This is a genomic window from Mycoplasma seminis, assembly GCF_030718845.1.
Classification (GTDB): Bacteria; Bacillota_I; Bacilli_A; order Mycoplasmatales; family Metamycoplasmataceae; genus Mycoplasmopsis; species Mycoplasmopsis seminis.
Genome location: NZ_CP132191.1, coordinates 727,252 through 753,233, shown reverse-complemented (window position 1 = coordinate 753,233; position 25,982 = coordinate 727,252). Strand labels below are relative to the sequence as shown.

Below are 25,982 nucleotides of genomic sequence, written 5' to 3'. Positions count from 1 at the left end.
AAGTGGATCTTTTTATACCATTTGGGTTAGTTTATCTCATAATCCGAAATTAAAGTTTTCAACATCCTCATGTGAGAAGATAAAGTTAATCCGAGAATAAAGTTTATAAACAATGCCTGTGGTTGTATCAGTTAAATTAGTTTCTAAGTAATAAATACCTTGATTTTGCGGTGTGTTATCAACACTGTAATCAACAGAAACGTTTTGATTAGTTGAATCTATATTATAAGTTTGTAAAACTTTCTTTTCACCTTGTTTATTGATAAATATAAATGAAACAGTTCCTTTTGCGTTTGTATCTCCAACATTATATGAACCATAAATATGAATTGGATCTAATCATCAATTTGCTTGATTTGCATCATAATTAGTTGAGTTAGGTTCACGGTTAACTATTAATTTTTCTGGTTGAGCAATAACTTGACTATTTGTGGTTAAAGTATAATGCATTACATTTGAAATAGTTTTATTATCTTCATGACCATCAGCATATATTGCTAAATAATAGTAACCAACTGGATTTGGTAAGATTTTAGAAGTGATTTTTAAATCATTATAGAATTGATTTTCTAAAATTAGTTTTCAACCAGCTTCATTAGGTTGTAATTTTTGCTCACTGTAATAAAGGTTTGCTTTAAATGATGTATTACCGTAATCAATTTGTTGTGGATCTGAAATTAAAATTGGGTTAAATTTCATACCATAACCATCATAAACTGATTTCTCGTCTGTGAATTCACTAGGAAGATTTCTGATTCAAATTAATTTTCCTGCATCCTTATTTACAATTTGTTTAACTTCCTGATTAATTTCATTAATTTTTGCAATATCAGCTTTAACTTGAACTGAAGTTAAATTATTATTCTTACTTGCTTGGATATAACCATTTAAAGTTTGCAGACTAGAGTTTTTAATTTCTGCAGGTAATTGGTAAACACTATTACCGGTAGGATTAAGGTTTAAAAGTATTTTGCTAATCATTGCTTGATTATATAAATCGCCTGAATTTAATTCATAAGGATTTTGATTTAAGAAATCAGTAATATCATTTTTGATAAGATGATGGTTTTGCTCTGAAACAAATTTGTAATAAAGTTTATTATCTACCATGTAGAAGTTTTGAACAACGTTATTTTTTGAATTAGGGATTAATACTTTTTGATATTTATTTGTTTTTAAGTTGTAAATAATAAAGTATGAATTAGCGCTTAAACTAGTTGCTGAATCTCTAGCGATAAATATTAAATTATCTTCATATCCAAATAATTGCACTGCATTTGCTGAATTTACATTTGCAAGTTTTTTGTAGAAATAAATAGCTGCATTAGAAATTAAAGTTTTAATTTCTGACGGTAAGTTTAAATCTGCTTGCAATGTTTGAGTTGAGAAAAAGTTTTGTTTGTTAATTTGGAACTCACTGTGGTTTAATGAAACAAAATATCAATCATTATTGTAGTAGTAAAGGTTTGAAGCAAAGAAGTTTGAATCTGGTAATCTATCATCTTTTTTAAGACCCAAACCTAAAAGAGTGCTTTCAGCTGGATAAAATTCATTTGCATTAGCTGCTACTGTATGATTCATTCAAGGTACATTATATGGAACACCTTCAAATAAATTGAAAGTATATCTAATAGGTGATTTAGTAGTTTGTTTTTCAAATTGACTAGCAGCAGGTGATGTTACGATATTTCTAAAAACATTAAAATTATAAGATTTAGGATATGTTTTATTAATTCCACCTAATCCAGCATTAGTTACATCTGAATCAAATCATAAGTATTTATCACTGTGTGCTGTAGGATTATTGTTTTCATCAACAGGAAGTGAGATTCATGCTACCATGTGTTGTTGAGCACCAGCGGCAAATCCTGATTTTCAAGGAATTGCTTTAACTCCAGCTGCATTAAGTAAAAATACATAAGCAGTTGCATAATCTTTACATACACCTTGACCATTATTAATAGTTCCAGCAAATGAAAGAGATCTAGTTCCATAATTCATATATTGACAAATGTAGTTATAAATTGCAAATACCTTATCTCAATCTGACATACCTTGCTTGATGTTAGCAAGTCCATTTTCTAAGAATCTTTGTAAGTTTTCTCTTGAAGTTCCTGGTTTGAGTCAATCGGCAGCATAAGCATTTTCAAGTGATCCACCACCAATGTATCAAGTAGTATCATTAATTAATAGTGGTGTATTAGCTACATATTTACCATCCGGCATTTTAACTTCACCTTGTGGAATTCCTGGTTTAGTTTTAAAACCTTTTAAATAAGTACTCATAGTATCACTATTAGGACCGAAATATGGATAATTCATTCATTGAGTATTAATTCAATCTCAATAAGCATTCATAAAGCGATCGGAAGAAATATTTCTATCACCCATAGTATAAGTAGAAATTCTATTAGCAATTAAATCAGTTCACATTTGAACTAAATCTTGATGGGTAATTTGATCATCTGGTTTTTTAGGAAGTGGTACACTACCTCAATTAAAATTAGTTTCATTACTTGAATCATTTGCATCAATTGCTGCTTTATTTTTAAGGATTTCTTGATATTGTAAATTGTAGTTAGCATATAAATCTTGCAATTGACCTAAAGTAAGCATGTTAGGATTAAAACCTAAAATTTGATCCTTAAGTACACCTAAAGCTTCAGAGATGCTTTCATATTTTTTCTCGCTTGTAGCTTGGATTTGCGCATTGATATTGTTTTGTAAAGTAGCAAAATTATTTAATTCAGTTGCTCAAGCTTGATTAATTCGATTAATTGCTGTTTGATATTGAGATACTAATTCATTATATTTAGTATCTGAACTAGTTAGAGTTTGATTCCAAGCAACATTTTTAATTAATAATTTTCCTAAATTACCTTGAAAGCTAGCGTTAGTCATTTGATATCTAGGAAGCGAGTTGCTTGAAGCAAGTTTATTACCTGCACGAATGTTATCTACAGCTTGCTGCATGATGCGGAAGTTATTTTGTTGTAAAGTAATTTGATTTTCTCATTTACTAATTACATTTAAGAATTCTTGAGTATTTTTTAAGTAGTTTTGAGCTAAATCATTATTATTTTGTGTTAGCGCATCTAAATTTAAACTGTATTTTGTATTGTTAAGTGGTAAATTAATTAACTTATCATAAAATTGTGTAATTAAATCATTACATAATGAATTAAAACTCGCTTTTGCTTGAGCGATTTGCTTTTGAACTTCAACTTCTGAAGTATTAGCTGCGTTTTTATATTGTGTTTCAGTAAGATCTAAAGCCAGTGTAAAACTAGTTGCTAATGTTTTTGAAGCTTTTGTAGCAAATGTATTATTTAATGCATTAAAATCGTTTAAAACTTCATGTAATTGCTTAATACTTTGCTCACTAGCGTTTGGGTTCGAAACATCTGGTTGAGTTTGAGTTCCACCTTCTGAAGTTGAAGGGTTTTCAGTTTGAGTTCCACTATCTGATTTGCTAGGATTGTCAGTTTGTGTACCGTTTTCAGATTTGCTTGGAGTTTCAGTTTGTGAACTACCATCTGATTTGCTTGGATTTTCAGTTTGAGTTCCACTATCAGACTTGCTAGGGTTTTCAGTTTGAGTTCCACTATCTGAAACAGTTGGATTATCAGTTTGTGTTCCTGTGGTTGAAGTAGTAGGCTTATTTATTTGAGGTTTTTTACAAGCAACAACAGTTGCTGTTGGTAGTAAAAAAGCTAATGTTGAGCCGATAATTAATAGGTTTTTATACTTTTTCATATTTTCACATCCTTCCATATTAAAATTATAAATATTTAAACTCAAAAAAAAGCTTATTTTTCAAAAATAATGCTATTATATAAAAGCATTAGCTGGTAGCTGCATTATTATGTAGAGGAAAGTCCGTGCTAGCACCATCTGCGATGATGGTAGTGTTTGTGCTAAGCCAAATAAGCTTAGGATGTGGGAAACCATAGACGACTAGTGCAACAGAGACGAGTGATATGAAACGGGTAAACTCCGCAAGCTAGAAACCCAAATTTAGGTAGGGGAATCTGATTAAGGGAAATGAACTAAGATCAGGAGCTTTTATAAGTTAGATAAATTACCAGCACTGAATTTTCAGGACAGAACACGGCTTACAGATGCAAACGCTTAATTTTTTAAGCGTTTTTTTATATTTTTTAACATAATGTAATAAAATTACTCATATTTTAAAAAATACAAGGAAATTTATGAAAGAACAAAAGCCTATCCAGAAAATTAAAATCGCAATATTAGCAACTTTAAGTGCGATTATTGCAATTATTCTGTTTGTGTTTGCAGGATATAAAGTTTCACACCCATTTAAACCTTCATTTTATAATTACAAATCTTATATGTCACCTAGTGATATAGCTAAAATTCAAGAAAATTTTACCTATAAAGGATTTGATGAAATCAACGAATTTACTAATGCTTTAGTTAACAATAAAGCTATTGGTGGAATTGGAAGTGATTTCCAGGCAATTGATTTAATCAAAAAAGGCCAAATCAAAAAAATTGATTTCAAAAAGCTTTTTGCTGTAGCTGAACCTAATTTAGCCCCACTTTCAAAGAGCCAAGTTGAAAAAATCAGAGATGAAGAAATTGAGAAAATTAATGAGGATTTTAAAAACAATAAAATTTCTAAACAAGAAATGGAAAAAAGAATAGTTGAAGTTAATACTAATGCAAAAGAGTATTTTGATAGAAATATATTATTTAACTTAAACAAACCAGGTAATTTAGAAATGGTTTTAAAAAGTATTTATTCTCCTATTGTTTTTGAACATTTAGCTAGTTATGATGAACAACTTTCTTATGTTGATAAAAACGGAAAACAAGTTCAAGAACACTTATGAGAATACTTTATTCCTTACTTTGCTCAAGATGGGATGGTAGCTTATAATACTAATAAATCTCAAGGCAATAAAAACGAAATTACACTTGAACAATTACAAGCTAATGCGAGTGAATTAAGTAAAAAATATGGTGTTAATATTAATGAATTTTCAATTCTAAATCAACTTAATGTACTTAAGAAAAATGGATATAGTAATTTTGTTATTACTGATGCAATTAGAACTAATATGCTATATGGTTCTGGGTACGATTTTAATGGTGACAAGCTTAAATTCCAACCATATAGTGGTATTTCTACTGAAAAGAATTATAAAGACCAAATTTTACAATTTGGAAATGTTATTAAACAAGGAAGCTCATTCCCTGTCAATGATTCAAAACACATTACTCTAGATGGAGATGGGCAAAATATTATTGCTCGGGTACTAGATCCTAGTTACCCTCAAGCAGATAGTGGAATAGTATATAACGGTGATATGCTAGATATGTATTATTCTGAAAACAACTATGCTGATGTAAAAGATGGAAGTACACTCGGATATAAAATTGATAAAAATGTTTTACTTACTGATGGAGTAATGGTTAAAGCTGATATTTCAGATAAATACGAAACTAAGTTATATCAAGCTATTACTTCAAGCTTCTTACAAAACATTGCTTTTATGATAAGTGAAATGAAAATGAATAATGGTAAGGTTGAGTTTAAAGAATCTTTAAACACAGCTTATAAACATTACAGCTTAAAAATTTACCAACACTACTTATTTTATGTGTTAGAAAAATATTTTAAAGATGTTAGAGAATATAATGATTTAAAAGAAGGTCTTCTTAATTTATATGAAAAAACATTAGATGATATTTCATTATTATCACAATATGATGCTTTTGTTGAACAAAACATTTTCCAAAAAGAAAATATCTTAAATATTTTTAAACAAAATGCTCAAGAGATGTTTGGAGATAGTGATTTAAATAACTTAAAAGATAATATTATTAATTTAGTTAACCATGTTGATTTAAGTGCTCCTGCTTTTGAGAATGACTTAAAAGAAAAATATGGTAACTTAGTTAACTTTGATTTTGTTAACTATACACCTCCAATGTATTTAGATTATAACTTTATTAAGAGAAATTACTTTATTTCAGATAATCAAGTAGATCAAAAAGCTATTTACATCTATGAGATAGAAAATAACGAAGCTTTAGGAATTGATCATAAAGCTATTAAAGGTGTTAGCGAAGAGTTGCTTTCATTAATTTCTACTTATTATTTCACACAATTTAAAGGTTAAAAAGTGCTACCAAATTCGGTAGCTTTTTAATAATAAAAATTAACAAATTAATGTGGAATATTTCCTTAAAAAAGTACCGAGAAAAAATTTAATTTTTTTCAAATACTTTTAGTACTTATTTCAAGTTAAAAGCGGAAAAATTCAAGATTTTGAGCAAAAAATTCTTTTGGATTTTTAAAGTTTTATGAGTATAATTTCTCCACACAACTTGCAAGAAGTGTTAATACTGAAAACAAAATTTTTAAGGAGAATTATGAAAAAATTATCAAAACTTTTATTATTACCACTTGGATTAGGAGCAAGTTTACTTCCTATTGTGGCTGTATCATGTAATTCAGAAGATACAAAAGAAAAGAAAGAATCTGACCAAAAACCAACCACAAATAACAATACAAATAATTCAAATACAACAAATGAAATAGCACCTGATGAAGTTTCAAAAACACCAGAAGCCCCAGCTACATTAGCTGAAGTTAATAAAAATGTTGTAGTAAAACAATGAAAACATATAAATGAAGATTCATCACACGTTAAGAAATATAAAACTTTAACAAAAGATGATTTAACTAAATTTACAGCAGGTTTTATAACTTCACTTTATCAACCTGAATTAGAACTTACAAATAATTCAGCTTCAACATATGATGCTAACGTTATCTCACAGGAAGCGAATAATGAAAGTGGTGAAATATTAGTTAAGGTTGAATTAACTAATAAACAAGATAATACAAAACAAGAAGTTACTTTAACATATCAAGCAGGTAAAATTTCAGAAACTGAAAGATTACTTGATGCTATCGGAGAAAAAGTTACAGCAGATGATTTTAAATGATTAAACTTACAAATTTTAGGAATGTTTTAAGCCTTTAGCTTAATCTGTAATAATTATAACACATAATAAAATTTAGTCAAGTTATTTTTTTAATTTTTTTTAAAAACTTTTTAAATTTTAATAAATTATTTTTATTATTATATCGTGCCTTTACAAAATAATATAATAATAATGAACAACATAAGGAATTGCACCACAGTTAAATAACATATAATAGCATATCCTTTTAAATAAATACAAATTAATAAATTAATGAAATGCTTTCTTTTTCCAGGCTTCTTCTATATTTAAGTATTTCCATATTAATATATTATGTTCGTTATGAGTCCTTTCTAGTGTAAAAATTACAATTATAAACCTTATGTTGTTCGCTTATATCGCAAATACAAAAATATCAGGTACTTTTATTTCTAAATAGCATATTGACACATTAATATCTTTATTAAATAGACACACAAACCAACCGATTCACTCTAGGCAGCGCAAGCTGCCTTTTTGTATGCTTATTATGTACGGGGGGCGGTGGTGCTTTGTGGTTAAGGTTTTAGGTTCTTCAGGTGGTTTTAATTGTGGAGGGGTGGTTGTATTGTGCTGTGGTCGTTTGTTGTGGTTGTGGTGGTATGAGTTGTGGGGTTGGAGAGGTCATGGAGTGGAGTTAGGTATAGGGGGGTAAGCGAAAAAATAGGGATCTACGATTTAGCCCCACTCCCTGCCCTTTCTGTGTGTTTTTTTTTAAAATTAGGATTTTATTATTTTAAATTTTTAGGGGCGTTTATCGCTTTAATTTTTAAAAAAGTGCTGTAAAAAAGTTTTAAGGAATAGCATTTTAGCAAAATAGTACCAAACTTGCTAATTTTTTATATTATAAAAGTTTTTTACATTGCTATTTTTACCGCTTTTCCCTAAAAATGCTCCTTTTTCTATTGTTTTATATGGTATTTATATACTTTTTATATATGTTAATATATATTATTTATTTTAGTATTATATATAACTTATTAAAAAAATATATATAAAAAGGGGGTAAAATAGAGTATTATTTAGTAAGGAGTTGAAACAAACACTCAAAAAAATATAGATTTTTTTAAACACTTATATAAATTTTTAAATTAAAACTTTTTAACATTATAAACGACGATATAATAGAGATATGAGAATCAAAGAAAAAGACAAAACCAAAGAAGAAGTGCAAGACCGTATTTTTGAATTTTTTATGGACTCGGCACTTTATCAAATTGAATCTATATGAATTGAAAAATTAAAAGAAAATTGTAATAAGAAATATTTTTTAAGAATACCCGAAAGAAAAGAAGCTGAATCATTGAAGGAATATTTTAAACAGTTGAACCTAAAAAATATAGAAAGCCTAACAAGGTACGAAAACGAGTGAGCAATGTACCTTTATGGTCGTAAACATTTTACACAGCAATATAAAGACAACAAGGACCTAAAATTTAGAATAATTTTCACACAAGAAAACAGCAGTCTAATAAATAGAGCATTATTTAAAGCTGTGGTTACTTATATGAAGCAAGAAAATACAACATTGCGGAGTACATTACACTACGATGAATTCGCATTAGAGATGATTGCTACTTTTTACGATTTTAAATTTTCAAATAAAACACCGCAACTTTTAAAAAAGAATAATGAACGATTAAATTTAAAATTCCCGAGCATTCTAAAAAGTATGCGCATTATAAGTTATTTAATTCTATTATATGGAGAAAATGCCCAGTTCGTTATTAAGGAGCTATTTTGAAAGGAGATAACCCCTTATTTATCAATTTACCGTGGAGCAAATAACAACATTATTAATAAACTTATTAAAATATGCAATCGATATTTAGAAATTTTAAGAGAGACTTACCATTTAAAGAGTAATGACGACCTTAAGGAGTCGAAATATCTATGATTATGAAAAATATAAAACAAATAACAAAATTAAAAAAGGAATTAGAACAAAACGGACAAATACAGTGAGACGACTTAAGCAACTTTTTAATGCTCGGAGTTATTGACGAGAAAATAAGCAATATAAACAACATAAATGCCTTAAATGAATATTTTATTAAGGAAATAAAGCCAAAGCGTTTAAACAGCATTAAAAAGCTAATTAAGGACAAGAAACAACAAATTAAAACTCTAGAGCACCGTTTAGAGAGTGAAAAGAAGCTTGTAACCCCATCATTTATTGAAAACCTTACACCCGACAAAGTGAGTGAGGTAATATTTTATGACAACAACAAAAAATGAATTGAGAAAAGTATTAAATTAATAAACCAAATTAATACACAAATAAAAGAACACGAAAAAGAGCTATATATTTTAGAAAATTCTAATGAAGGCTATATACTCGACGAGCAAGGGAAAATTATAAGCCGGAATAATGAACTAGAAAATAGTTATAAAACCATAATAGAGCATATCCAGGCGAATCTATCTTTACAACTTACCAGCGAGAAGCTTAAAAGCATACTAGCAAAAAGCAACGAAGACGAAGAAGACGATGACTTTAACTTTAAATAGCTTGCTAGTTTTTGATTCGTATTGAAAAAATGTAATTAATGAAGTAAAACGCTGAAAGTACGAAGAATTAGACGAGCCAACCCAGTACGCTTATAATGTAGCATATAGAGAACAAAGCGACCCGCTTAAAATACTAGCTTCAAAAATGGTGTTTTACCAGTGTGCTCGACACTTGCTTTTTCTATATAAACAAAAACACGATCCGGACTTTAATTATGTTTTTGACTTAACTAATTACAAAGCTATAAATTCGTATGCGAGCAAAATAATAATTCCACAAACCGGAGCTCCGTTCGTTTTTACTGACTTTAGAAAGTTTATGTCCGGGTTCGTATTTTGTTGAGTAAATAGAAACGATCCGAGCGATTATTTAACTAGTGAAATTTTTGACATAGAAGCACGTAAGCAGTGAAAAAGCAGTTATTGGGCTATGATCGCACTGTGTGTAAGTATGGGGTTATTAAGAGACGGAAACCCCGAGGTATATTTTGCTGGTGCTACAAGAGAATCCAGCCGGATACCTTATGAAATAGCGCTGAACTACATATGAAAGAGTCCCAAACTTGCTAAACATTATCAAAAAGCAAATACCATTAGAATATTAAGCAAGAAAAGGGGACAAATTAAGGCACTGAGTTTTGATACAGCAGCGCTCGAAGGAAAGAACCCATCAATGGTAGTGCTGACCGAGTACCACCTACACAAGGATGACACTATGGTAAATAGTGCTATGTATGCTAAAAACACCAGCCGTAAAAATTTTATTGTGGTGTATGATACAACTAAAGGGACAAAGACGGACTCCGTGTGCTACTATAGAGAACAAGCTTATAAAACATTCCTAGAGCAACAAATTAAGAATCCAGCAACATTACATGAAAACGCTAATATTTTTCTATTTTGTGCGGAGCTAGACGAAGAAGACTACGAAAGCTGGGATAAGCCCGAATTATGAAAAAAAGCCAATCCGGGACTAGATATCACCGTAAGCCTTAAAGACTTAAAAAGCGAGTTCCACCAAATAACCAGCAACGCCCAAGAGGTGGAGTTTAAAATTAAACGTCTCGGAATGTGAGTAAATAATGCATCCAGCTATTTTAGTATGTTCGATATCATGGAGAACCAAAGAGCAAATGAGAATATTGTAAAACCATACATAGAAAACAATTTCAAAGACTTACAACCACTACTGGGGCTGGACTTATCAAGTGTGCACGACGTGACCGGGCTTATAGTACATTGAGAAATACCACAAGACGACGGAGACCCGATCTGAGTTTTCAAGGGACAGGGCTTTTTACCCGAGAGCAATATACAACGCAAGGAAGACATCGATCATGTGCCTTACCGCTATTGAGAGCAAAAAGGCTGAATGAGTTTAACACCTGGTGAAGTGGTAGACTATAAGATAATAAAAAATGTTATTAAAAGCATAAAAGATAATAATTACGGTATAATATTGTTATATGATAGCTGGTGCTTCAATATTGTAAAAAGGTACTTACTGGACGAGAATATTTTTAGCGAAGACCAGCTTATAGCGGTTAAACAAGGGGTGTGACTTACGCCGGTATTTAAAGAGCTGGACCGTAAGATAAGAATGCGGAAAATTTACATCGTGGACGATAATGAGCTAATTATTAACCACCTGTTAAATGTAAGTATAAAAGAAACGAGCAATGGGAACTATTTTATTAAGAAAATAAGCCAGTACCGGAGAATAGACCTAGCAATGGCTATGCTAAATAGCGCTGCGTATAGATATCAATTTAACGAAAACAAAGAAAAAACCAGTTTCTATGAATTGATTAATTAAATGCGATATAACGGAAACCTTAAAAATTTAGGCGGTCGTTATGCGTGATAATTGATTTTTAAAAATTTTTAAACCAAAGAGTGCTTATAAGAGTAATACTTATGAGCGTTTTTCTACTTCCTTAAATTGAAACAGTGAATCCAAGCTGATACAAACGCTAACACCGGTGGAGCTACTTACTTATTCCAGTGCGGTACGAGCTTTTCAAATGATAGCAAATGACATAGCAAAGGTTACATTCCAGTACATAATAACAAAAGACAACAACCGCCAACTAGTGGAGAATGATATAACTTTTTTATTAAATAAACGACCTTGTGAAAACCTTACCCCGTGAGAGTTTAAAAAAGTACTTATATGAAACTTATTAATTCACGGACACAGCCCCATTTTAATTGAACGAGATAATAACGACAAAATAAGACAACTAATACCAATCCACCCGTCGTTCGTAAATAAGAATGATGACGGAAGCATCACACTAAAGAAAACGGACAATTCTAAAAGCTACAAAATACCGCCTCGCAGTATTATATGAATTGACTATGAAATTATAAGCGGTATAGAAGACACCAGCTTTAGGCAACTTTTTAAAAGCACCATATCAAAAGTAAGAGAAAACGAGCTTGCTATGTTGAATGCAATTAAAAATGATTTTAGCTATTCTATGTTTTTAAAAATTAATAACGCGACTGATATAAGACAAAGAGAACAAGCAAACAAAGCGATGCAAGAAATGCTAGAAATGCAAAAAAGAGAAGGACGTTTTGCGGTAGTTATTGACGAGAAGTGAGACTTCGGAAACGCAATGCAAAGCGTAAGCGGGCGGATAGATTTTCAAACAAGAAACAGCATCGGAAGAGAGTTCGCATCTTGTTTAGGAATACCACCGGCAAAACTAGGATACGACGACCCAAACAAATACAACAGCTCCAGCGAGCTTAACCGAGCTTATATTGATAACAGCCTTAAGCCACTTTTAATTAATATCACACAGCGCCTGACTTATGCTTTATGCGACAAATTAAGCGACGAAATAAGCTATAAAATTATGGACCTTTTAAGCATTGATTTAAAAGCGCTCCAAGAGTTCGCTGCAAGTGGAGTAAATAACGGCTATATAACACCAAACGAAGTAAGAGAGCTAATTGGATTACCTAAACACAAAGACGGAGACACGCTACTTGCTAACGGAACTCTAACACCGGTTAACATACTAAACACACAACCAAATAAGGACGGAAAGGAGGTAGATATTGGCGGAAATAAAAAATAAATATGTATATATAACAGCAAGACAAAAACCAGTCCTTCAAGAGCAAGAAAAACAAGGGAGAAAAATTGAGCTAACAATAGAGCTGGATAGCTGAAGCCCAGCTTACCCACTTTATGAAGATAAGAAATACCGAGAAAAGATAGACCTTAATTGTTTTGATTTTGAGAAACCTATTAATGAGCTAGAACTTAATAGCTACTTGGACCATAAAATAAGCATAGAGCATTTATTAGCAAGTACCAAAAATAAAACAATGGAAGTAAGAAAAGACGGTAGCACCATAATTGCTGTTCTTAAAGTTGATGAAAACGACAAATTATCCAAGAAAACAGCGGACCTAATACAGCAAGGAGTAATTACAAGCAATAGCTTCATTTTTCAACCTATAGAAACCGAGTACAAAAGCTATAAACCCAGTGAACAACAAGACGGCATCGCCCTTGAAGTAATACACAAAAAAGCCAAACTTATAAGCATAGACCCAGTCTATGAAGGGTTTTACAGCCAAGACAAGTGCCGAGCATATAACAAGGATAACGAGTTTTTAAATGACGAATATATTAAACATATAGACAAAGGAGAACCAGTGGAACAAAATACACAAGAGCAAATTATTAAACCAACCGAAGAAACACAAGAACAAGAAACAAGACAAGAACCACAACCCCAAGAAGAACAAACACCACAATTTCAAGAAATGGTGAATGAGTTTAGAGAAATTAGACAAACAATAGAACAAACAGTGGAAAACTTTAAAAAATTACAAGAACAACAAGAACAGCAACAAAGAGAAACAGTAAACGACGAGCAACATAACGAAATTACTCGTGCAGTACTTGAAACACTAACAACAAAAGGAGAGCCAGTGGACTTAAAAGAAATTAAAAATAAAATTAGAAGAAACAAAAAATTAAACCAAGACGAGCTAGATGCTTTATATAGAGCAAATGCCCAAGCATTAAGCGAAGAAGATAAAAAGCAAGTCGGACTTACAGCAGCCCAAGGGGACGTAGTACTTGAAAACATTAATAAAAGAGCACTTGACGGAACTACTAACCTTAAGGGACTTGCAGTAGTTGAAACATTTACCGAATCGGGTATTTTAACCGAGTGAGAAGCAGTATTTCCAGAGCTTACAGACTTTGCAAGAAAGGTAAACCTTACAGGACTTGACACACTTGTGACCCGTGTATATGTAGCGGACAAAAAAGACGTTCCAGTTATTGCTGAAGCAGCGGAAAGTACTGAATTCGGTGGAAGTACATTTGCAGTGACATTATCACCAAAACGTAGAAGCGTAAAAGTAGCAACAAACGAATCCCTTACACTTGCTGAGCAATTGATTTCCGCACAAGTACAAAACGCTACAAACGGAATTCTTGAAAGCGTAAGAAAAGGGCTTTATGCTGATATTTATAAACACGCAGCCACAACATTTAACGCTGAAACTTATACAGGTGGAGCAACAGCTGAAGCTAAAAGACTTACAAAAGAAACTAACAAAATTACATTCGCTGACATTGACGGAGTAGCTACTGAATTAAAAGCACAATACGGAGAAAACGCACTAGCAAATTACTTTATTGTAATGCACCCGGACGTTTATGCTGAACTTAAAAGATCGCTAATTACTGATACATCATCAAGCCTTATTAAAGACTTATATGACATTAAAAACGACACATTCAAAGGTGCGAGAATTATTGTGACTGAAAAATACCCAGTCAAAACATTTAACAAAGGTGACAAGGCAGTACTATTCTTACCAAAGGACCAAATTTTAGTTTATGGACTTAGCGTAGTAGCACAAGACGACCCATACACAGGATTATCACGCGGAATTCATTACACAATAGTGGGAACACGTGGCGAAGTTAAATTGGTAGACCCATTTACATATACAAGATTTTTAGAAGTAAAATAAGAGAAAGGAGTAAGGATCTATATTTAAATATGTAGTTCCTTATTTTTATATGGAGTACGGAATTTTACAACCGCTACCCCCAAACATACTGGGGGAATGATTAGAAACCTTAAAAACAAGGCTAGCAATTAGCGGCAACTACCAAGACGAGATACTGGTGGAATATATAGCAATAGCACACCGCAATATATGAACCCAGTATTATAATTTAGAACTTGACGAACACAATATAGTCCCAGCTGAAAACGAGTGAGCTTATGATTTTGTGACAAAACAAGGGACACTGCATTTAGCAGCCTTATACTTTTCAAACCCAACTGAAACAACCGAGACAAAAAATACAATTGTGGACCAAAGAATGCTTTACAAAATTTTAGGGAATAGAGTATTTTATGGCTAGAATTTTATACACTGACCCAAGAGACTACAACGAACCGTTTTTACTTATCAAAATTAAAAAAGTAGTACGGCAAGGAATGGTAGAAACACAAGGGCAAGGCATTTACTATAGCCAGTTAATTTTCGCAAGTATAATGCAAAATAAAGACACCACAATTGATGGAGAAGCAAGAGAGTATAACGACGTTTTAAGCATCAAATTTAGAAAAATGAATTTCGAAATTAATATAAATGATTTCATTTATAGAGCGGGAAGAGTTTACCAAATTTCACACATTGACCGGGACTTGTTTAATTTACAAGAACAAAAAATAATAGCGGTGTTTTATAATGAATTAAGTAAAATGCCTGACCTTAAGCAGTATGTGGACAATTTAGACACCCACAGTGGAAAAGAAGTAAATAAAGAAATTACAGTCCCAGTCAAAGACTTAACAACATTAAAAGAATTTAAAGACTTTAAAGAACAGTACGAAAAGAATTATGAAAATTTAAATTCACAAACAAACGACACAATAATAAAACTACAAAAAGTTCAAGATGAAACAGTGAATTTAATGGATTACACCCCTAAAAAAATAAAAGAACTAGGGGAAAAAATAGAATCTAAATTTACACAACTTGATTACAAAATTAATGAGCTAAACGAAATAATTACACAATTAAAACAACATCCACCAGTAATTAATACAAACACAACAGCACACGGCGGAGAAACACCAAGCAGTAGTGAGTTAGAAACATTAAGAGAAGAATTAAATGTATATAAAATAAAAACAAACGGAGTAATACAAGCACTTATTAAACAAGGTGGGGAAAATATTGAATATATAAATGACCATTTTGTTGATTTTGAACATTTAAACCGAGAATTAACTTATGGTAATTTTGATGGTCGTGAGATTAATAATTTAGCATATGCTGAACTTTTAAGTGATTGAAAAACACTACCTAATTATCAAAAAGAAGTGCGAATGCGTGGTGTATTACATAAAGACGATGAAGAAGAATTTTATATGTGGTTATATCACGCTGGACCTTGAATTTATAAAAACAAAAAAGCAATTGAAGAATTAAATAAAAAAATAGAACAGCTAGAAGCTAAAGCAGGAAAATAAAATGGCTGATTTCTTTACAGTTGATGAGCTTAAAATAGTTTTAAACCCACAAGCCCGCAAACAACTTGAATCATTTATTAAAACCCAAAAAGCTAAAGAGATACTTAACAGCAATGCGGTATGAGTTTATAACAATGTTAAAAATATGCTGCCTTATAATGCTAACCCAAGGAGAAAAGCAAAACAGGACCATATGAAAAACCGTTTTGAATGAAATTATTATGACTTTAAGGGAGAGCCAAGGGTAGTTATTAAATTTAGGGGAATGAGTAAAAAGAGTCCTAGAAATTACCCACAAGTACAGCTTTGAGGTAGTAGAAAGCAAGGATACCGCAAGGAAAACGCATATGGGACTGACTGAAACAGCACACCGCAAAAAATAGCGAAAAAAAATAACTTTAATGCTAAAGCGGGGAGAATTATAAAACTTAATAATGGACTACCACAACACGACACATTACAACAGCACGCAAGAATTGCGGAGAGAAATATAATGCATAAAACTTTAGAAGCATATAAAAACCATATAGAAAATAAAGACAAAGAACCAATGGGGGACTAATGGTTAGAAGTATAGGAAACGAAGTAAGTTGAGAAATTTATAATTCTTTAAATATTGATTATAAACCGCCTTACTGATATCAAATTATAGAAGAGAACACGGATGCCTTATTTTTTAAGCAAGAAAACCCAATGACTTTTTCTCGGTACTTTAATAATGAAGTAATAATGCTGAATTTTAAAATTTATTTAATTTTAGACAACTTATCACACATAAACCAATTAAATATTTTTAAAGAAATTTATAACCAATTAACAATTATAAACAACCTACCAAATTTTGAAATTATTGCAAAGGCTATAAATGGTCTAATTGTGGAAAATAACAACATAAAAAACCAAGCGGACAATTTAGTAAATTTTGATTTTGATACAAGTACACAAACCTACAGCCTTAATTTTGAAATTTTAATAAAACAAAAGGAGCAAAATGTTAAAACTAATAACGGGAATAAACTACACATAGCACTATACCCAAATGAAACAACAACAGCAACAACCGCACAATTCCACGAACTTAAATACATTACCGAATTAAAGCTTAATTATTCTAGCAAAAAGGAAGATAGAAACTACTTCCACAACGGCGGAGAAACTACAAGCATTATCACGGGAAAAACTACAACATTAAGCGTAAGCATTGATTACGACCCAAACGACGAGCTACACCAATATTTAGTTTATTTACTTACAAGCGAGCCTAATAAATGTAATAACCAGTTTATCAAATTAGAAATTGACGGAGTAAATAAAGCAACAAGCGCAACAGCAAAAAATATAAAAGTAGCAACACTAAAAGGGAAAGCAACCATTCAATTTAAAAACGGTATTCCGAGCGGAGCAGTGGATGAACTTATTAAGCTTCAATTCGATATATTACCGCAAGATGATAAATGAATTTATGAATAGGAGAATAGTATGTCAATTTTAAACCTTGACGACGTGGTAAGATTAGGCGAAGACCACTACATAGAATTTCGCAGCCACAAGTACGCAATTGATACAAGTTTAAAAAGTGTTATGAGACTTCAAAAATTTATGGAAGAAAACCAAGAAGCTACAACACTTCAAGACTTTACGGGCAAAGGTGAGCAATTCTTAAGAATATTTTTCAAATACAAAGACCAAGCGGACGACTTTATTAAATTAGTACAGCATACATTACTAAACCCAAAACAACAGGACGCCGTAGTATATCAAGTCTTTACATTTTGAAGCGAGCACACATTACCACAACAAGAAACCGAGCAAACTAACGAAAAAAAGTAATTAATAAGGTTATAGATTTTGAAGCTGATTTTGATTATATTATTGCTAATTTAAAACAGTTTTACAATTTAACACCTAGCGAGATTATTAATTTACCGTTTAAAATATTTTTATGTTATCTAAATTCTTTACCAGCTGAAGCAAGCCTTATGAAAATAATACAGTTAAGAAATACAAGCGACTTCGAGTTAGATAATAATTTATTAAATTTAAAGAAGCGCTTCGAGCTTGAAAACAAAGAAGCAAATATGGACGTTTTAGAAATTTTTGCTAATTCTTTAATTAAGGGGGAATAATGATAGGAAAAGTCACACTAGGGGTTGGACTTGATAATAAGAGCATAGACAAGACACTAAAGCAAATGAGCAAAAAATTTAAGCGAGCAGTTGGAGACTTGAAAACAATGTTTATCGCCCAAAAATTAGGGTCTTATCTTTTTGCTGGTGCTGATAAAAGCATCCAAGAGTATATGGCTAAAGCTCGCCAAATTGCTACCTTACAAGAAGCGGGAATTGGTAAAGAAATGAGCGAGAAGCTTTTTGAATTAAGCGACAATTTTGAAAAATTAGGTTATAGTGCCGAAGTAGCAAATGATGCTTTTTCACAATTTATAATGACCGGGAAAGCTACAACACTTCAAGGGATCGGAATCTATTTAGATAAAAATACAAAAAGCACACTAGCAGCCGCTAGCGCACAACAAAGACTTAATTACTTACTTAAAGACGGTAACCGCTTATATGGAGAGCAAGCAAAAGCAATGCCGAAAAATATTGCTAATATGATTAAATTAAAGAAAAGCGGGGAAGACTTACAAAAAGCACTAGGTCAAGTGTTCCTATCAACTATTGAAGGGGTTATAAACGCACTCGGGGGAATTAAGCCCGCTATGATATCGGCAATATGAGCCTTTACCGCTTATAAAACTGCAATGATACTAGGGAATGTCGGGATTGGTATATCTAAAGCGATCGCCCAAGCGGGAGTATGAAGCACCCCAGCCGCACTCGCAATGGGTGGAGCCGCACTAGCGGGAATAGGTATGATGATAGGAGCTGCCGCACTGGCTACAGCCGCAATTAGTAATAGCAACATAGATGCACCAATTGACGGTGGAAGTGCTAATGTACCTGAACCAGCTGTAAATATTAAAATAGTGCAAGACCGCTATGGAAGTATGCAAGAAGTACAAAAAGCAAGCGGAAGCCCAAGAAAAGCCCAAACAAGTTATGGGAGCTCTAATTAATGAATATTAAGGCTTTTGATAGTAATTTAACCTTAACAATAAATGGGGACAGTAATTGAGTTTTTAATGATAATATACATTTTAATTATCACGCTTACAACTTTAGCAAAATAAATATCAACAATGTAATGCACCGCAGCCAATTAAACGGTAAGCACTTTACATATGGAGAAATACTTAACAAGCTACCAGCGCACAGTATAGCAACCTTAAGCAGTAATGGACTAATATTTTTCACTGGCGTTATAACTAGTATAGGGCGCTTATCACTTAACCCCGACAAGGTGAAAGACTTTAGCATAGAAATAAGCGACATCCGGGACTGATTAAGCAAGAAAACCCCAGCGGACATCCAGTTTATCAATACCCCACCAAAAAAAGCTTTAATTGATTTTATAGAAGCACTAGATGAACCAAAAATTAAAATAGGTAAGGTAAGCTTTTCAAATAATGAAAATATTAATGCTTACGACACCGTGAATAAAAACGCTTACAGTATTCTAAAGGAAATAATAGCGCTACAAACAAAAAGCTTTTTATACTTTACAAGCGACAAACACGGTAATATTTTAATTAATTATAAAAGCCAGCAAGAGTTCGAAGCACAAGAGCCGATCACCTTAAATAAACAAGCTTGGAAAAATTTAAAAATTACTGATATCACACTAGATTCTAATATTGATAACTATATAAATAAATTAAGGTTCGAGAGTGAAAACATAATAAATTCCAAACCAACAAGAGAGAGCCACGAGCTAGGGGAAGAGCTTAACACGCTGGTGCTTAAAAATAATGTAGCTTTTTGAGACGAGACCCCGGAATATAATTATTTTATTGATATGGACGAAACGGTACGGCAAAAGCATAACTTAACTATAACGACTAAAGAAAAAGCAAACGAAGGATACGAATATCACTTTTATTTTTCACCAGGCGAAAATGAGCTAACAAGAAACCCAAAATTTAACCCAAAAAATAAAATTATACATATTAGCTATTTTGCTAAACGGAGAAGTGCGATCACGGTGGAGAATAGAAAAGAGATAACAAGAATACAAAACCTTACCAACTTTAGGGGAGATGTTTATGCTTATGATAAATATAATGACTTTTCTAATATGGAGGACTTATACCGGTTCGCTACCCACGAGTTAGAGCTTAAAAGTAAGATAACCAGTAATTTAACCATAAGCTGCGAAGTACCGTTTTTAAATATCGGGGACAGTGTTAAATTAATTGACGACCAAAATAATGAAAATTTTTATATATGTAATTCATACAGCGGAAGTTTTCAAGGAAGTACAAACACGTTAAAAGTAAAATACAACCTTACAAACTCGCTGGCCGCTGATACCATTTTAAACTTTTATGACAGTCAAAGCTTTAGGGATAAGCCGTTATATGCTAATACACAGCTACAAAGTAAATACCAAGACAGCGTATGCGAAGCAAATTATGAAATTATTAAAGGACTAATTCTTAAAAGTGGCGGGAATTATCATAAATATAAATACACTACAAAAGCGTTTTTACCTTATAGAATAGGAATGAAACCGCAGCTTAATATTGACTTTTTTGTAAAAGCAAAACAAGAGCATAACCTTAAGGAAATTATAAAACTTACTAAACATATAAAAAAATAAGGCTATACAGCCTCACCTCCATTTCTTATTTCATCCGCTTCTTTTATTTTTTGAATATATAATTGGTCCGCTTCTTTTTTGAGTTGTTTATTCTTTAAATATAAAGCATTATAAAGAAAAATATACCCTATTAAAAGTAAGAAATTAAAAACACTGAACCAAGTAAGACTTCAAATACCTAAAGAGAATAAGATAGGATAATAACCCGCAAAGTAATCCCAAATTCCTAAAGTTTTTCCCACTGGTGGAATACAAGCAAAAAGGAATCAAATTAAAAAGCAAATGGCTACCGTTGAAATATAAGAGATATAGCAAAATTTAGACCAGTTTAAGCGTTTATTAATGCGACGGCGTATGCGTTGAGCCTCGGCAATTTTGCTAACTACTAATTTATTATTATTTTCCATAAAAAAATTATAACAAGAAAGAGGCAACAATGGATGAATTTTTTACCCCAGACTATAAACAATTCCGCAGTGAAAAAGATACCGGGAAAGAATGAATCAAAAGGCTATTCCAGCACACTATAAGTCCGGAGCGTAGCATACAAACAAAAGGAAACCAAACGCTACCGAACCTAGACTTAAAAGTAATAAGCAAACCATACAACGTTTTAAATTTTACACACGCAAATATAGAGACCGGCTTTATTGATTTTGTGAATGCTTATTTAACTGATTATGCAAATTTTTACAAGCAAGAGCAATACAAGAAAAGCGACAAATTTAAAGAATTAAGCAAAACGTTTTTAAAAATATTTTTAACTAATGGTGCATCACTACTTGAAGCAGTACAACAAGACAACCTCGAGAAGTTAAAAAATATACCTGAAATATTAGAACTATATAATGAATATAAAAAGATTGAAAATTTAAAGCTAAATAAATACATACCAAGCAAAGACATCTTAATTCAATGGAGAACATTACCAACCCAAAGAAAAACATACAACGAAATTAAGGTAGTATATAAAAATTTTAAAGGTGGCGGAAATGATAAACCACTAGTGCGGGAAGTATTGCTTTATAATGATACTGAAAACAGTAAGGACTTACTACCTGAACCGCTTAAGGTAAAAATAAACCACCTTAATTATTTAATAATGATGGACAAGGATGGAAATTTTTATAAATTTAACGACTTTATAGACAACCCTGAGTTTAGCGTAGTTCGCCCACTTGTTAAATTTAATTTATGAGACTTAGAGTTTTCAAACTTTAAAAGCAATACCAGCGAGAGAGTAAAAAAAGCATATTATGATGCGCAGCGTGAAGTTGATACCATAGAAAAAGAAATAACAACAGCGCAAAAAGAATATGACGAGCTTAACAAAAAAACTTGAGTAGATATAAAAGAAACAGCACCAGGCGGTGGTACAGTTATTATCACTAGAGAAATTTATAAACAAAGATATAACCAAAAGCAACAAGAAAGACAAAGAAAATACCAAGAAGCACTGCAAAGGCTAAAACAAGCGGAAGCAAACCTACCACAAGCGGATGACACAAGAGACAAACCGCCAAGACTTGAAGACGTTAAGCATATTGACTTTATAGAGCTTAAGAGTAAGAAAAACGTTTATGATTTTGTTTTTTATACTAAATGAGACACCAGTTGATATGGACGGGTTAAAGTTGATATCATAGAGCAAAAAATAGAATTCTTAAAGGGTAGTTATATCACTTTAACAAATAATAAACATATAAGCCGAAGCGATTATTTAAAATATACTAATGCGGACGGAATAAGCTTAATTTCTTATGTTGATAAAGATAACGACAGCGACGAGCTTATTAGAGTATTTTACACAGCAGGAGAAGACAGCGAGCTACAGTATTATTTTATAGCTGAAGCAAAAGCAACGGATAACACCCACACTATAGCACAATATCAAGGTGGAGCAAAGCACAGCGGACCAGGGCAATACTGAAGCACAACAAACCAAAACGATATAGAACGCTATGAAAAATGAGAGAAAAAATGAGCGGGAAATTATGGTCTCGAAGCTATGGATGCTCGCCCCGTTGCTGATTATATGACAGGAAGCACAAACAAAAAGGATCGAGCTATTTACCCTTATAGAATTGACGCTATTAAGGATTTCACAAGTTATGAAAAATGAAAGCCGTTTTTTGAGTATATGTTATTAGCACCAAACGGGGACAAGGCTAAATTATATAAACCGCTTAAAATATGATTCAAGCTTGAAATTCTAAAGCCTAAATTTAGCGGACAAGATTTTACAATAAGCAATGAGCTAAATATTAAAATAAACCAAAACGATATTATAGATCGCTACAGTGGCGGTGCATATGTTGAAAAGATAATGGATATAAATTTAAACCCTAGCGACTTATATAAAATATTTTTACGAAATACAAATAATATAGCTTTAGCATCTACAATGCAGTATGTTTTTAGTGCTGATAATGTAAGCAATTTAGAGCCAGTATTAAGACAAAAATTAATTAATGGAGATATAAAATTTAACATTCATGTAAGCACAGTAAAAATGGATGACCATAATATGCTACTTATAGACTTTATGGGACAAAGAATATGCGAGTTAAATGTACCATTTTCACAAGTTGAAAACTGAAGCAATAAAGATACTTATTTCCATTTAAGTTTAAGCTCGATAGATATACCCGAATGAGAAATTTTAATAAATAAATATAACCTAATAGCTCACAATCCGTTTTGTGTGCTGATACAAGACGACGAAAACAAACACGCTGACCTAGAGTTTAAGGTAGAGCAAGCTTATAAACAGTCTACATTTTATGAGACTATTAAAACGCTACAGCCCTTCGAGTTTGACGACTATGTTTTATGACCGGTAAGAAATAAAAACCCTTATAGAGAATTAGACTGGAGAATTCTAAAAATACCAACGGATAAAGACTACCAAATTACACAAGGGCTACCAGCTACCGAAACAATAGAAAACACAACCAACTTCGTAAGGCCTGATGATTGAATGGGAGTACAGCAAGTTATCCACCTTAAGCAGTTAGATAAGCAAGGGGTTCTAGTATTATTACCACCGCAAAACGGTAAGCAAAAATATTACTTTTTAGTAAAAAATGGTGGTATTAATTCTTTTTATAGATATGTACCAATTTACGGTGAAATGAATGGAGAAATAAGCAGCGCTTCCATAGCTTTTTGAGAGGAAAATGTAGTCCATATAATTAAGCAAGACGGTACAATGGAGAATGTACTTTTTGACGGTAAGCTTATAAGCTATATGAATACACCGTTTTTATATGATATTAAGAGTTCTAAAAATTATAACTTTTTAGGCGACGATCTAACTATAGCAACGTATGAAAGTAAGGACAAGCTTATAAATTTAAATATTGACGATATTAAGCAACTTGATAACAAAATAGTCGCTTACAGCTTTATAAATGAAAATACACTAAATTACACAAATAATACCGCCGTGGATTCTACTTGATACCTAAAAAGCAACAATAACCAAAATATAGCAACTTTTAAAAATAAAGTAGTTAAAACCAAAAACGAAAATATTTATTTTACCGCAACCATTAATTTTGAAGTGGCTTATGTTGATAAAAACACCAACAAAAGAAAGGTAGACAAAGAAGAATCCGAAAAGCTCGCAAGTATATTTATCAACCCGGAAAATATTAATAATTTAAAATACACGCACTGAAGTTGTGATATCTATGACAAAAATACAAACGAATTAATATCCGCTGGGGAAACTTGAGAAATTTTAAAAGAACACACCCTTATAAAAAATAATACATTATGGATTCCAGTTGTGATTTATATACATACCACCGACAGCGATAAAATTACATTACTATTAAAAAACTTTAAAATTGGCGACGGTACTAATATGCGTAAATTATCACAGTGAGACGACGAGATCGAGCTTTTAAGTAATAGCACAATTATTATGCGGGATATAGTATTTAAATTAGATATGGGGGAATAAATGAAAAAAATAACTTATAAAAATAAGGTTGATGTAGAAAAAACCACTTGAGCGGACGAAACACAAATAATTCGTGCGCAAGATATGAATGAGCTAAAAACAGCTATAAACACCAACGCTGATGAGCTTACAACACTATTAAACCAAAAGAATGCTCTACAAAGTGAAATAGCCAGCCTAAAGAGCCAAATAAGCACGTTAAACAGCGAGTTATCCACTTTAAAGGGAAAAATACCAACCAGCACTTCAAGTAGCTTAAAAAAGCCTGTAAGCATTAAAAAGACAGGGAAAGCCCCTTCTTATAATAATGAAGTAAATATTTATTATTTAACACCAAGCCCAAACGATCTTGTTATAGGTATTAATATCACAGTTAAATTTAAAACCGGAGATTATAAGACCGTGAATTTTGTACCAAATGAAAACGACGAGCGTTACCGTTTTAGTGTGGTAAGTAATAAAGATAATTACCCTTGAATCTGATATTTTGAAGCACGACCAAATAACAACAGCATAAGCAACAACGGATGAAGAGACTTATATGTTAAATTTTTAGGGGGACACAGTGTTTATAATGCGGGATGAGATACAAGTAATTCAACTATTAGCGAGATTATAGTTACAACTATGTTTATACCAGCTTAAGGAGTTAAAAAATGGTACTATTATTAGCATTTATAATTATGTATTTTATACCAGCGACCGACACCCAAATTATGGATAAAATACCGGGGATAACAAGTCCCCAGCAACTAGAACAAATTAAAGCGTTAAGCGATCTCACACAATGAAGCATACTAGGGAGAGCGGCACGAGCTAGCTTTATACTGGCGATGTGTATTGAAGGACTAATTGAAGCGAGTGCTTTTCTTGTTAAAGGGCTTCCCGTTGTGTGGCGTTGAATTTTTGCCCGTGGTGAGAGAAGTATTAAAACCGTGGAGCAACTTAAAATGATACGCGATAAAATAGAGATGGGAGCTAGATTAACAAGGAGAGAGCAAAGACTTTATGACAAATGAATAATTACCAAGAAAGGAGGTAGCTATGAAAAATTAAATAAATTTATATCATTAGGAGCAATTACAGCGGTTGCAACAGTTGTACCAGTGGCTGCTACAGTTAGCTGCAGTAAAAAACATAAAAACCCTATTACAACTATCATTGATAAATTAAAAGGAAAACACAAAACACCAGCACAAGAACAACCAGCAACAACACCAGCTCCAGCAGTAAGTGAGGCAAAATAA

The 25,982-nt window shown here is 32.0% G+C and carries 20 protein-coding genes and 1 other RNA gene; 19 read left to right on the top strand and 2 right to left on the bottom strand.

Annotated features, from left to right (window positions below; all coding sequences use genetic code 4):
* Positions 1–12 precede the first annotated feature (12 nt).
* The gene (locus tag Q8852_RS03165) at positions 13–3,756 is read right to left on the bottom strand and encodes a transglutaminase domain-containing protein (protein ID WP_305937733.1); all 3,744 of its coding nucleotides are present in this window, start codon (positions 3,754–3,756) and stop codon (positions 13–15) included.
* 84 nt (positions 3,757–3,840) lie between these two features.
* Here Q8852_RS03165 and rnpB point away from each other — a divergent pair.
* From rnpB to Q8852_RS03085, 16 genes are all read left to right on the top strand, one after another.
* An RNA gene (gene rnpB / locus Q8852_RS03160) (RNase P RNA component class B) lies at positions 3,841–4,123 on the top strand.
* 88 nt (positions 4,124–4,211) lie between these two features.
* A complete protein-coding gene (locus Q8852_RS03155) occupies positions 4,212–6,152 on the top strand; it encodes a hypothetical protein (RefSeq protein WP_305937732.1) in 1,941 nt (646 codons plus the stop codon).
* A 253-nt stretch (positions 6,153–6,405) separates the two neighbouring features.
* Positions 6,406–7,014, top strand: a complete 609-nt coding sequence (locus Q8852_RS03150; protein ID WP_305937731.1) for a hypothetical protein — start codon at positions 6,406–6,408, stop codon at positions 7,012–7,014.
* A gap of 1,120 nt (positions 7,015–8,134) precedes the next feature.
* A complete protein-coding gene (locus Q8852_RS03145; protein WP_305937730.1) occupies positions 8,135–8,914 on the top strand; it encodes a hypothetical protein in 780 nt (259 codons plus the stop codon).
* Positions 8,896–9,513, top strand: coding sequence for a hypothetical protein (locus Q8852_RS03140; RefSeq protein ID WP_305937729.1), 618 nt, complete (start codon positions 8,896–8,898; stop codon positions 9,511–9,513). Before Q8852_RS03145 ends, Q8852_RS03140 begins: the two co-directional genes overlap by 19 nt.
* The gene (locus tag Q8852_RS03135; protein ID WP_305937728.1) at positions 9,494–11,329 is read left to right on the top strand and encodes a terminase TerL endonuclease subunit; all 1,836 of its coding nucleotides are present in this window, start codon (positions 9,494–9,496) and stop codon (positions 11,327–11,329) included. The genes Q8852_RS03140 and Q8852_RS03135 overlap by 20 nt, the downstream gene beginning before the upstream one ends.
* Before the next feature lie 40 nt (positions 11,330–11,369).
* Positions 11,370–12,605, top strand: a complete 1,236-nt coding sequence (locus tag Q8852_RS03130) for a phage portal protein (RefSeq protein ID WP_305937727.1) — start codon at positions 11,370–11,372, stop codon at positions 12,603–12,605.
* The gene (locus Q8852_RS03125; RefSeq protein WP_305937726.1) at positions 12,586–14,529 is read left to right on the top strand and encodes an HK97 family phage prohead protease; all 1,944 of its coding nucleotides are present in this window, start codon (positions 12,586–12,588) and stop codon (positions 14,527–14,529) included. The genes Q8852_RS03130 and Q8852_RS03125 overlap by 20 nt, the downstream gene beginning before the upstream one ends.
* Positions 14,530–14,578: 49 nt before the next feature.
* Positions 14,579–14,929, top strand: coding sequence for a phage head-tail connector protein (locus tag Q8852_RS03120; RefSeq protein WP_305937725.1), 351 nt, complete (start codon positions 14,579–14,581; stop codon positions 14,927–14,929).
* Positions 14,922–16,046, top strand: a complete 1,125-nt coding sequence (locus tag Q8852_RS03115; RefSeq protein ID WP_305937724.1) for a hypothetical protein — start codon at positions 14,922–14,924, stop codon at positions 16,044–16,046. Before Q8852_RS03120 ends, Q8852_RS03115 begins: the two co-directional genes overlap by 8 nt.
* A 1-nt stretch (position 16,047) precedes the next feature.
* Complete coding sequence (locus tag Q8852_RS03110) at positions 16,048–16,608, top strand: hypothetical protein (RefSeq protein ID WP_305937723.1); 561 nt, start codon at positions 16,048–16,050, stop codon at positions 16,606–16,608.
* Positions 16,608–17,516, top strand: coding sequence for a phage tail tube protein (locus Q8852_RS03105; protein ID WP_305937722.1), 909 nt, complete (start codon positions 16,608–16,610; stop codon positions 17,514–17,516). Before Q8852_RS03110 ends, Q8852_RS03105 begins: the two co-directional genes overlap by 1 nt.
* A 9-nt stretch (positions 17,517–17,525) precedes the next feature.
* Positions 17,526–17,876: a hypothetical protein gene (locus tag Q8852_RS03100; RefSeq protein WP_305937721.1), complete on the top strand. Its 351-nt coding sequence runs from the start codon at positions 17,526–17,528 to the stop codon at positions 17,874–17,876.
* Positions 17,876–18,172, top strand: a complete 297-nt coding sequence (locus Q8852_RS04585) for a Gp15 family bacteriophage protein (protein ID WP_501986037.1) — start codon at positions 17,876–17,878, stop codon at positions 18,170–18,172. Before Q8852_RS03100 ends, Q8852_RS04585 begins: the two co-directional genes overlap by 1 nt.
* Entirely contained in the window at positions 18,172–19,122 is a 951-nt protein-coding gene (locus Q8852_RS03090; RefSeq protein ID WP_305937719.1) for a hypothetical protein, read from the top strand. Before Q8852_RS04585 ends, Q8852_RS03090 begins: the two co-directional genes overlap by 1 nt.
* The gene (locus tag Q8852_RS03085; RefSeq protein ID WP_305937718.1) at positions 19,122–20,765 is read left to right on the top strand and encodes a hypothetical protein; all 1,644 of its coding nucleotides are present in this window, start codon (positions 19,122–19,124) and stop codon (positions 20,763–20,765) included. Before Q8852_RS03090 ends, Q8852_RS03085 begins: the two co-directional genes overlap by 1 nt.
* 2 nt (positions 20,766–20,767) lie before the next feature.
* Here Q8852_RS03085 and Q8852_RS03080 read toward each other — a convergent pair whose 3' ends face one another.
* A complete protein-coding gene (locus tag Q8852_RS03080) occupies positions 20,768–21,172 on the bottom strand; it encodes a hypothetical protein (protein ID WP_305937717.1) in 405 nt (134 codons plus the stop codon).
* Positions 21,173–21,201: 29 nt separating this feature from the next.
* Here Q8852_RS03080 and Q8852_RS03075 point away from each other — a divergent pair, with 29 nt between their 5' ends.
* The 3 genes from Q8852_RS03075 to Q8852_RS03065 are packed head-to-tail and all read left to right on the top strand — an operon-like array spanning position 21,202 to position 25,982.
* Positions 21,202–24,735 carry a hypothetical protein gene (locus tag Q8852_RS03075; RefSeq protein ID WP_305937716.1) on the top strand — a complete coding sequence of 1,178 codons (3,534 nt, stop codon included), beginning with the start codon at positions 21,202–21,204 and terminating at the stop codon, positions 24,733–24,735.
* Entirely contained in the window at positions 24,736–25,380 is a 645-nt protein-coding gene (locus tag Q8852_RS03070; RefSeq protein WP_305937715.1) for a prefoldin domain-containing protein, read from the top strand. It abuts the gene before it with no gap.
* An 11-nt stretch (positions 25,381–25,391) separates the two neighbouring features.
* Positions 25,392–25,982: a hypothetical protein gene (locus tag Q8852_RS03065; RefSeq protein WP_305937714.1), complete on the top strand. Its 591-nt coding sequence runs from the start codon at positions 25,392–25,394 to the stop codon at positions 25,980–25,982.